This window comes from Anaerophaga thermohalophila str. Valhall, assembly GCF_000250735.1.
Taxonomy (GTDB): domain Bacteria; phylum Bacteroidota; class Bacteroidia; order Bacteroidales; family Marinilabiliaceae; genus Anaerophaga; species Anaerophaga thermohalophila_A.
This window is the reverse complement of record NZ_AHZV01000311.1, coordinates 1-9,390: the sequence shown is the minus strand read 5'-3', so window position 1 is coordinate 9,390 and position 9,390 is coordinate 1. Positions and strand designations below refer to the sequence as shown.

The following is a 9,390-nucleotide window of genomic DNA, read 5'->3' as shown; positions in this document are numbered from 1 at the left end:
TCATTGCGTCTCTGCGTTTAGGCTTTTTTTAACTGACTATTGTAATTAGTGTCCGTCTATAAATTACGCAAAAGTTGGTTCTGGCTTGTCCAGGTTAGGTAAATAGGTAAAAAGTGTCTGTTCAGAAAGTGTTATTTACAAGCCCTGCGAAGTCTGAAAATACGGAGTTTACTCATCGTAAATGAGTAATTTTCGGACGAGAGTAAGGCAGTAAATGGTGCTTTATGGACAGACACTATTTAAACTGTTACCACCTTCCTGAAACATCTCTGCCTTTCGCGCCTGAATAATCTGTGTCCGCTCGGCTCTGCCGCTTTGCTTGCAAAGAATCTGTATCATTTGCGGTAAACATCGTCCTTAACATCAAAGTCCCCTTACATTATTTCATTTTCTTTTATTTTCCTGGCGATTTTTGCGTGTATTATATTTTGCGGTTTTTGCGAGGAATGAAAATAATTTAAAAATCTTAGCACCTTAAAATAATATTTTGTCCAGCATATTAGGTTGCTACAAAAAAAGGAGCAGCGCCCGAAAGCACCGCCCCCCACAAAAACTATTACGGGAAATAATAGCCGGAAAAAATTATCTGGTAAATTCAAAATTAAAACTACCAAAACTACCTTGGTCAACAGTAATCTCGAAGGTCATGGTATACGTTCCTGTACAAGAGTCAAATATACCAAAACCTTCATACGCAATATTTGTATATGGTAATCCCCAAGGCTCAACATTACTTGCAACAACAGTTTTATCAGCGGTAACCTCAAACGACAAAGGATTAATATGCATTACTAATGGCCCCCGATCCTCAACAAGACCGTCAATTGTAGCTAACCCAGAAACATAAACCGTATATGGGTCTTCTTCATCGGGAACAATATCAACTCCTCCATTAACTCCCCATCCAGCAGAAGAAGCATTGTATCTGCCGTATGTAAGAGCAGGATCAAAAGGACATACTACACGAACGGTTAAAGCACCATTTGATCTTGTAATTTTACCATTAGATACAGTGACCACCTCGAACACAAAATAATCTCCCGATTCTATCTCACCAAGATTCAATCCCAGAGCAGAAGCAGCATCTGCCGCAGTAATTTCAATATCGGCAGGAAAAGATTGAATATCCTGCAACTTTACGCGGTCACCAACACCATTATAGGAACCGACCACATAAGCATCTTCAAAAGAGGCACCTTCGTCTGTATCAGCAACAAAGGCAACATAGGAATTTTCAAGTTCGCCTGAAATAAAGATAGCAGGATTAATGTCGCTCAATACAGAAACAACACCAACATTTCTCAAGCCTGCAGGATCATCGTCACTTTCTTCACAACCATGAAAAGCTATGCCGACAATAAATGCAGATATTAATAAAAGTATTTTTTTCATATCACAAACTATTTCAAGTTTTACAAATTAAATTAACGACTTCCTCCAGCCCACCATACATTCTCTGAATATACATATGAACCATCGCCATAAGCTTGTCTCACGTTTTCATTTGTGGTGACATCATCAGCACCATAACTGAAACGCAAAGGAAACTGCGCGGTATTTGCTGGATTCTGCAAGGTAATAACATCATCTCCCATAGCTTTCAATCTTCGATAATCATTATAGGCTTCGACTGCCTCTTCTTCATAGAAAGCTATATACTTCTGATTCATTACTTCTGCCAGGGCATTATTATCAAAGCGAGGCTCAACCTCATCTGAAAAATATTCTTCAGCATCCTCTTCGGTAAGGCCGATATTCACCTTTTGAAATGCAGCTTTTATGCCCTCTAGCAGTGCATCTTTTGCTTCTTGCTCCTGTCCACCCATGCGAACATAGGCCTCGGCCTTTAAGAACTGAAGTTCATGATAACTCAGCAGGTAGGTAGGAGCTGTAGGAACAGAAATAGCTGACTTAGAGTAATGATCCTGAACCTGTTCCGGCTCTCCGTTTGGTGCAAAAACATCACCGTCAAAAAACACATCATCCCGGGGATCATTTCTGACCACAAGCTTGTCATGTAAGCTCTGACTGGCACCAAAATAATTCCTGTCCTGAAGAAACTGATAAAACGGACTAGCGTCTGCATATTCAAATTGACATTGCTCACCCGGATCTTCAAATGATGCATCAGCAAAGGTAATTACATCAGAATATGATGGATTACGATGAGACAAACGCATTGTATATCTGGCTTTTAAGCCATTTGCAAATTTTATCCAAAGGTCAGCATCTCCACCATATAAAAAGTCCTGACCTCCAAGACTTGGGAAATCAGTCTCCTTATTAAGATTTGCAATTCCGTCATCCAAAAGAGTGAAGATAACATTATACAAATCTTCCTGACTGTCTAAAGCCGGTGTAAAATTCTGGCCAGGGAGTAAAGCTTCAGTCCAGGGAACATCTCCCCATAAATCTGTAAGAACAGCCAGATTGTAAGCAGTCAAGACTTGGGCAATTCCAAGCGTATGAAAATTGCCTTCCTCATTTCCTCCCTCGGAACATTTCTCAACTATCAACTTAAGATTATACAAATTCTCATAAATGGATCCCCAGGAGTTATTGTAAGTAGTAGAACTAATAGGTTCACCACTTCTAATCTCTGCATTATAAGATTGATTATAGATACCGACGTTATGCTCAACATAAACCGAAGCATAGAAGGCCGGATCACTTCCTACAATCCTAAAAGCAGTGCTGGTCATAACATCAGTTATTATCAAATGCGAACCCATTTCAGTCGGATCATTCACATTTTCATTGATGTCATCCATGGTATCCTCATCACATGCAGCAAAAGATGCCAGTAACGAGAATGCCAATAATATATTAATATATTTCTTCATAGTTTCTTACTTAATTAAACAATTTACACTTTAATTAAAACGTCACATCAATTCCAAACCCGTAACTCGTTGTTTGAGGCAATGAAAAACGCTCAAACGAACCTCCCATGTTGTTATTACCCTGAGAAGCCTCCGGGTCGAAGTTCGGCAACGCTGTCCAAAGCAAAATATTTCTTGCAAACAAAGAAACTCCTAAGTCGACCGAACCAAATAATTTTTGAGGATATTGATAATTCAAAGCCAACTCTCTGAGTTTCACAAATGAATTTTCATGGATGTAATATTCATCAATATTGCTAAGTACATTCACATATAAATCCTGAATAGCATCCTGGTCATTCGGTCCACCCCTTACAATGTCGTTAGGTTCACCATTGGGTTTATAACCATCAAAAATGAAAGTAGACTCCCTGTCTTCTGTTCGTTCGGACATTCCGTAAAGATCAAGAAGTCCGTTTGACCCGGAATACATCTCTCCTCCGTTCTTCCATTCAAAAACTGCACTCAGCGATAAATTCTTATAGGTAAAAGTATTGGTACCACCAAGAATAAAATCAGGTGATACTTCACCAATTACGTCAGGTTCACCCTGTTCGGGCATACCATGATTCCAGGCACCGGGATTGTCAACTACTAAAACCCTTCCCTGTTCATCCTTCTTAAATGAAGTACCGTAAATTACCGGATAAGTATAACCTATACCAGCTCGAACCTGAGGTGTAACAAATCCTCCCAGAAAAATACTTTCTACTCCAGGCGCCAGTTCATCAACGACGTTCTCAATTTTTGAATAATTCACCGAAATATCCCACGAAAAATCACGCATCTTTACAGGTGTCACATACAGAACAGCCTCGTGCGTGTTTGTGTGAACAGAACCTCCATTCATAACCAACTGAGCAGCCCCGGTGGATGCAGCCAACGGAACCGGGAAAATCTGATCTTCAACATTTTGACGTGAGTAGGTATAATCTATCCCGAATCTGTTATTGAAGAACTTCAAATCAACTCCCACTTCATAAGATGTTGTATTCTGTGGTTTAAGATTGGGGTCATACTGAATATTATTAGAAATATATGAATTTACACCATCAATTGGGTATTGGATTGGCTCTCCTGTCCAAAAACCGCCGCTATAATCAGGCTTGGTAAAATAATTCTCAATATAGGTTCCTGCCTGACCAACTTCAGCATAAGATGCTCTGAGTTTTACAAAAGAAATCCAATCCATCATCTGTAAAGATTCCAATTCGGAAGCAACGAAACCAATTGAAGCAGAAGGATAAAAAAATGTGCGATTTCCTCTTGGCATACTTGAAACATAATCGTTTCTACCTGTGACATTACAAAAAAAGCATAGAACGCCAGTCATAAGATAAACTACCAAAGAAACCTACCGTTCTGGAACTATATTGACCCTCATCAGCCGTAACAGTGTTGGCGTTCTGAATATGCGACCATCCTCCAAAGTTGAAATCTTCGCCGTGCTGACTATACTCTTTTTCTTCTTCATGGTTAAGTTCATTACCTAATGTTGCAGAAAACAGAGAATTTTGGTCTATCTGCCACTCAAAATTGGCGGTCAGCAGAGAGTTATAAGTATTGGATGAAAAGCCGTAATTATCCATAATTCCGGCACCTCCCTTTGATCCATATTCAAAAATATCCTGAAAATGAGTTGTATAAGTATCAACTCCCAACTGATACTTTACATCCAAATCTATCGATGCTCCAATATCGGTTGAAAATTCCACATAACCGTTCCCGTAAAAACGCTCGGTTTTTTCGTTAAAAGTGTTGTTTTTCTCTATCCAATAAGGATTATCGAAAGTTAAAGACCTGTAATAAATCTGAGTATAAGGATCACCTGGCACATGATAAGGATAATCTTTGAGATTATAGCTTGCCGGAGCAGACAGTACTCCAGCCAACGAAGCATCATTGGCACCGGATAATTTATCAATTTCAGTTTTGACATAATTGGAAGAAAATCCAACACTAAAATTATCATTAAGTTCCTTAACAGCTGTGCCTTTGAAATTCCACCGATCCATACCTGTGTTCAAGGCAATACCATCCTGAGATGTATTGGTCAAAGCGATGGCATAATTACCCGTTTCAAAAGCCTGGCTAACATTAACACTATTTGTAGATTTATAGCCGGTTTGAAAATAATCATCCCAATTGTTATAGGCTTTGGGTTCGACCCATGGATCTAATCCTGCCTGAGCTAACTGGGGCACATAAAATTTGCCCTCTTGCAGCCCATATTCCTGAGTATACTGATTGTCTGTATTTCCCCCATAGCTTGGACTATCGGGTAAATCTTCAATTTTAGGTCCCCATGACAATGAAGTATTTGGAATATAACTGCCATAGTTACCCTGTGCCCATGTCATCTGATAGTCGGGAGTCCGGGAAACTACATCGAAACTGGAATTGTGCGAAAGTCTGACAACAGGCTTACCTACCTTGTTATTAGCGCCACTTTTTGTAGTAATAATAACAACTCCATTGGAGGCCCTTATTCCATACAAAGCTGCCGCTGCCTGCCCTTTCAGAACATTAATGCTTTCAATGTCGGCGGGATTAATATCAACAGCCCTGTTGGAGATATCGGCCCCGGTAACACTATTTCCTGTAGAAAAATCGGCCGTTGATGAAATCGGCATCCCGTCAACAACGTAAAGAGGTGTATTGTTTCCTGTAAACGATCTTGCACCTCTGATTACAATTTGAGATGATGCTCCAGGCATACCGCTTGATGGTTTAATATCCATACCTGCAAGTTTGCCCTGCATAGCGCTGGCTAAATCCGAGTTGCCAGTTCTGCCAAGTTCTTCAGCATCCACATCCTGAACTGCATAACCAAGCGCCTTTCTTTCGCGCTTAATACCCAAAGCAGTTACAATTACTTCGTCCATTGCAATGGCAGTACTTACCATTTGAACGTTGATTGTGGATTGTCCTTCGTAAGGAATTTCCTGAGTTTCCATTCCAACGAAAGAAAAAACAATGGTCTCAGCTTCTTCAGGTACTCTAAGCGAATAGGTACCATTTGCCTGAGTCACCGTACCAACAGTGGTTCCTTTTACAAAAACAGAAACACCCGGTATAGGGTCTCCTGTCTCACTATCAGTAACAGTTCCTGTTATGGTCTGAGCCTGGGCTATTATATTCCCAATGCCAAAAACCATGAGGAACGAAAGTGCTAAAAGTACTTTCTTCATAGATTAAAGGTTTAAAATTAAAAAATAGAACAACATTTATAATTTAAAAAACACATCCAAGTTAATGAATGTTTTATATAATTTAAAGATTTTAACAATGTTTTTTTGACTTCACCTTCTGTAAAATTAACACCATGACTTTTGTCAGGTTGTTAGTGGTGTTTTATTAAGAGGGAGAGGGTATAAATGGAAATTCTGTCACAAATATATAACTTTTTACTTTCAAAAAATAACCAACCACATTTTTTTTTGATTTTTATCACTGTTTTACCCCCTGAAAGCAACCTTTAATTGAGATAAAAATTAATTTATATCTATTATACCCCTAAAATAAAGGGGGTCAATCCTGGATTTTGTCGGTTATAGTTTTTTATTCCCCTCAATAAACCAGTAATGAGTAACAGCAAATATATTTTTTCCTGATACTACCCTCAAATAACAAATATTAGAAAATTTGGTTTAATTGGTTTAAAGACCGGGGACATAAGGTTGAAAATTAACCACAGAAGACACAGAGATTATTTTATGGAGGTTGAGGTTGAGGTTGAGGTTGAGGTTGAGGTTGAGGTTGAGGCTGAGGCTGAGGTTGAGGCTGAGGTTGAGGCTGAGGTTGAGAAATCACCACATAAGGCACAGAAGAACACAGAGATAGAAGGCGGAAGTCAGAAGATAGAAGCATGTAGAGACGCACGGTCGTGAGTCTCTCAACAAGCCCGCTAACTCAAAACACAGAACTCAAAAAATAAACCATATAAGACATATAAGAACACAAAAGATAAAGTTGCATCCTGGATAACAGAGATTAACCAAATTTGAAAGAGTATTTCTAATATGTCCCCCATTGGGCGATTTAGGGGGCCTCAAACTAAAAGTCCCCCTTGGGCGATTTAGGGGGTCCCGGCAACCAGCAACCAGCAACAATCACGCGTCAAAATTCAACAAAAGCAAATCCAGTTGAGAAATTTTTGAAAATCCTTTGTCATAAGTTACTAAAGGAAGATCATAGCAGATAGATGTAGCCGCAATAATAGCATCGGGTAGCTTGGAAGAATAGTTCCTGCGGATAAATATGGCCTTCTCTTTTATTCTTTGATTTAATTCAATAATATTGAATTCTTTAAGCATATTCTTTAAAACCTTAATCTCAGAATTGTTAATCTTTGGCCATGAAAGCAACTCCATTTCTGAAATAATGGAAAGATAAACAATCTTGTTTCTTAGGATTGGTAAAATATCTTCATAACCATTGGTTAAAGAAATTACGATATTCGTATCAACAAGAATACTATTTCCATTCATTTCTCATTTGAGTTTGAATTTCCGCAGGTTTCTCTTGCCATTTTATGGTATTGAAGTATTTGTCAGGATTAAATACTTTTTTTTTCGACTTTCTTTCTGCAAGCCGTTTTGATATTTTTTGAATTTTCGATTTTGTTAATGGCTTATGGATTTCAATTATCATTTCTACAATTGTTTTATTCTTATCAAAGTTAAATAATTTCTTCGGTATATAGCAATTTTGTGAAAACAAATCAGCTCAATATTCCCTTCAATGAGGGATGAGGATAAGGTTGAAAATTAACCACAGAAGACACAGAGATTATTTTATAGAGGCTGAGGTTGAGGTTGAGGCTCAGGTTGAGAAATCACCACATAAGGCACAGAAGAACACAGAAGAACACAGAGATAGAAGGCGGAAGTCAGAAGATAGAAGCATGTAGAGATGCACGGTCGTGAATCTCTCAACAAGCCCGCTAACTCAAAACACAGAACTCAAAAAATAAACCATATAAGACATATAAGAACACAAAAGATAAAGTTGCATCCTGGATAACAGAGATTAACCAAATTTGAAAGAGTGTTTTAAATTATATGTCCCCCTGGGGGATTTAGGGGGCCCCGGCAACCAGACCACCTCCCTCTATCTTGCCAAATTTATTTTTCAATCGTAAATTTGTCCATAAAATAAAATTAAACGATATGTTTGTACCGCGGACATTAACCGGTAAAATAAAAGAGCTGGCCACAAAGTATCCGGTTATCACACTGACAGGCCCCAGACAGTCAGGCAAATCCACACTTTTGCGTCATAGTTTTCCTGATTATGAATATGTTTCCTTAGAGGACCCGGATATACGCCTCATGGCAACGGAGGATCCGCGTAATTTTCTGAAAACCTATCCTGAAAAAGCAATTCTGGATGAAGTACAGCGAGTTCCAGAGTTGTTTTCATACATCCAAACGCACGTCGACCAGTTAAACAAGGAAGGCATTTATCTCCTCGCGGGTTCACACAATTTTTTGCTCATGCAAAATATCGGGCAGTCATTAGCCGGAAGAACTGCTTTACTAAAACTGCTTCCGTTTTCTCACGAAGAAATGAACCACCACCATATTCTCCCGGATAGTACTGATGCCGAAATTTTTGCAGGAAGCTATCCGAGATTATACGATAAAACCATATCTCCACCGGATTTTTACCCTTTCTATCTTCAAACATACATCGAACGCGATGTGCGGCAAATGAAAAACATTGGTGACCTGAGTAAGTTTATTCGTTTTGTCAAATTGTGTGCAGGTAGAATAGGTCAGTTACTTAATCTGTCGTCCCTGGCCAATGATTGCGGCATTGCTGTTTCAACAGCCCAAACCTGGATTTCAGTCCTGGAGGCCAGTTACATTGTTTACCTGCTTCAGCCCAATCACAATAACTACTCTAAAAGATTGGTTAAAACCCCGAAATTGTATTTTTATGATACAGGCCTGGCGTGTTCGCTTCTCTCAATCTCATCAAGGACCCAGCTAAACACTCATTTTCTCCGTGGCGGATTATTTGAGAATCTGGTTATTAACGAGTTTTTAAAGTATTTCTTCCACAGGGGAGCTACGCCAACTCTTTCTTTCTGGCGCGATAAAACAGGAAATGAAATCGACCTGATTGTTGAAAAAGACAACAAAATAACAGCATTTGAAATCAAATCAGGAAAAACGCCAACTCCGCACTTCTTTAAAGGTCTAAAAAAGTGGAAAAAGCTCTCAGAAACCCCCGCTGAACAATTATTTATTATTTATGACGGAGACCAAAGAATGAAAACAGAAAATGGTTCGTTACTCCCGTGGAATAAACTTGATATTGAAAGTTTACCAACCGTCAGGATGAGCAAAGCAGATTGAGGCTGAGGCTGAGGCTGAGGCTGAGGTTGAGGCTGAGGTTGAGGCTGAGGTTGAGGCTGAGGTTGAGGTTGAGGCTGAGGTTGAGAAATCACCACATAAGGCACAGAAGAACACAGAGACAGAAGGCGGAAGATAGATGCAGC

7 protein-coding genes are annotated in these 9,390 nt (G+C 39.2%); 2 read left to right on the top strand and 5 right to left on the bottom strand.

Annotated elements, in window-relative coordinates; genetic code table 11:
* Positions 1-582: 582 nt before the first annotated feature.
* From OQ5_RS0116005 to OQ5_RS24920, 4 genes are read right to left on the bottom strand one after another with little or no spacing between them, the layout of a single operon-like run.
* Positions 583-1,392, bottom strand: coding sequence for a hypothetical protein (locus OQ5_RS0116005; protein ID WP_016778456.1), 810 nt, complete (start codon positions 1,390-1,392; stop codon positions 583-585).
* Between the two features lie 32 nt (positions 1,393-1,424).
* A complete protein-coding gene (locus OQ5_RS0116000; protein WP_016778455.1) occupies positions 1,425-2,843 on the bottom strand; it encodes a SusD/RagB family nutrient-binding outer membrane lipoprotein in 1,419 nt (472 codons plus the stop codon).
* Positions 2,844-2,877: 34 nt separating this feature from the next.
* Positions 2,878-4,155, bottom strand: coding sequence for a TonB-dependent receptor domain-containing protein (locus OQ5_RS24925; RefSeq protein ID WP_255297588.1), 1,278 nt, complete (start codon positions 4,153-4,155; stop codon positions 2,878-2,880).
* Between the two features lie 31 nt (positions 4,156-4,186).
* Positions 4,187-6,073: a SusC/RagA family TonB-linked outer membrane protein gene (locus OQ5_RS24920; RefSeq protein ID WP_255297587.1), complete on the bottom strand. Its 1,887-nt coding sequence runs from the start codon at positions 6,071-6,073 to the stop codon at positions 4,187-4,189.
* 525 nt (positions 6,074-6,598) lie between these two features.
* Here OQ5_RS24920 and OQ5_RS23630 point away from each other — a divergent pair.
* The gene (locus OQ5_RS23630; RefSeq protein WP_016778454.1) at positions 6,599-6,772 is read left to right on the top strand and encodes a hypothetical protein; all 174 of its coding nucleotides are present in this window, start codon (positions 6,599-6,601) and stop codon (positions 6,770-6,772) included.
* A gap of 222 nt (positions 6,773-6,994) precedes the next feature.
* Here OQ5_RS23630 and OQ5_RS0115985 read toward each other — a convergent pair whose 3' ends face one another.
* Positions 6,995-7,372 (bottom strand): type II toxin-antitoxin system VapC family toxin, encoded by a 378-nt coding sequence (locus OQ5_RS0115985; protein WP_016778453.1) that lies wholly within the window; start codon positions 7,370-7,372, stop codon positions 6,995-6,997.
* 681 nt (positions 7,373-8,053) lie between these two features.
* Between OQ5_RS0115985 and OQ5_RS0115970 the strand changes: the two genes are divergently transcribed.
* Positions 8,054-9,247 carry an ATP-binding protein gene (locus tag OQ5_RS0115970; RefSeq protein ID WP_016778450.1) on the top strand — a complete coding sequence of 398 codons (1,194 nt, stop codon included), beginning with the start codon at positions 8,054-8,056 and terminating at the stop codon, positions 9,245-9,247.
* Positions 9,248-9,390 lie beyond the last annotated feature (143 nt).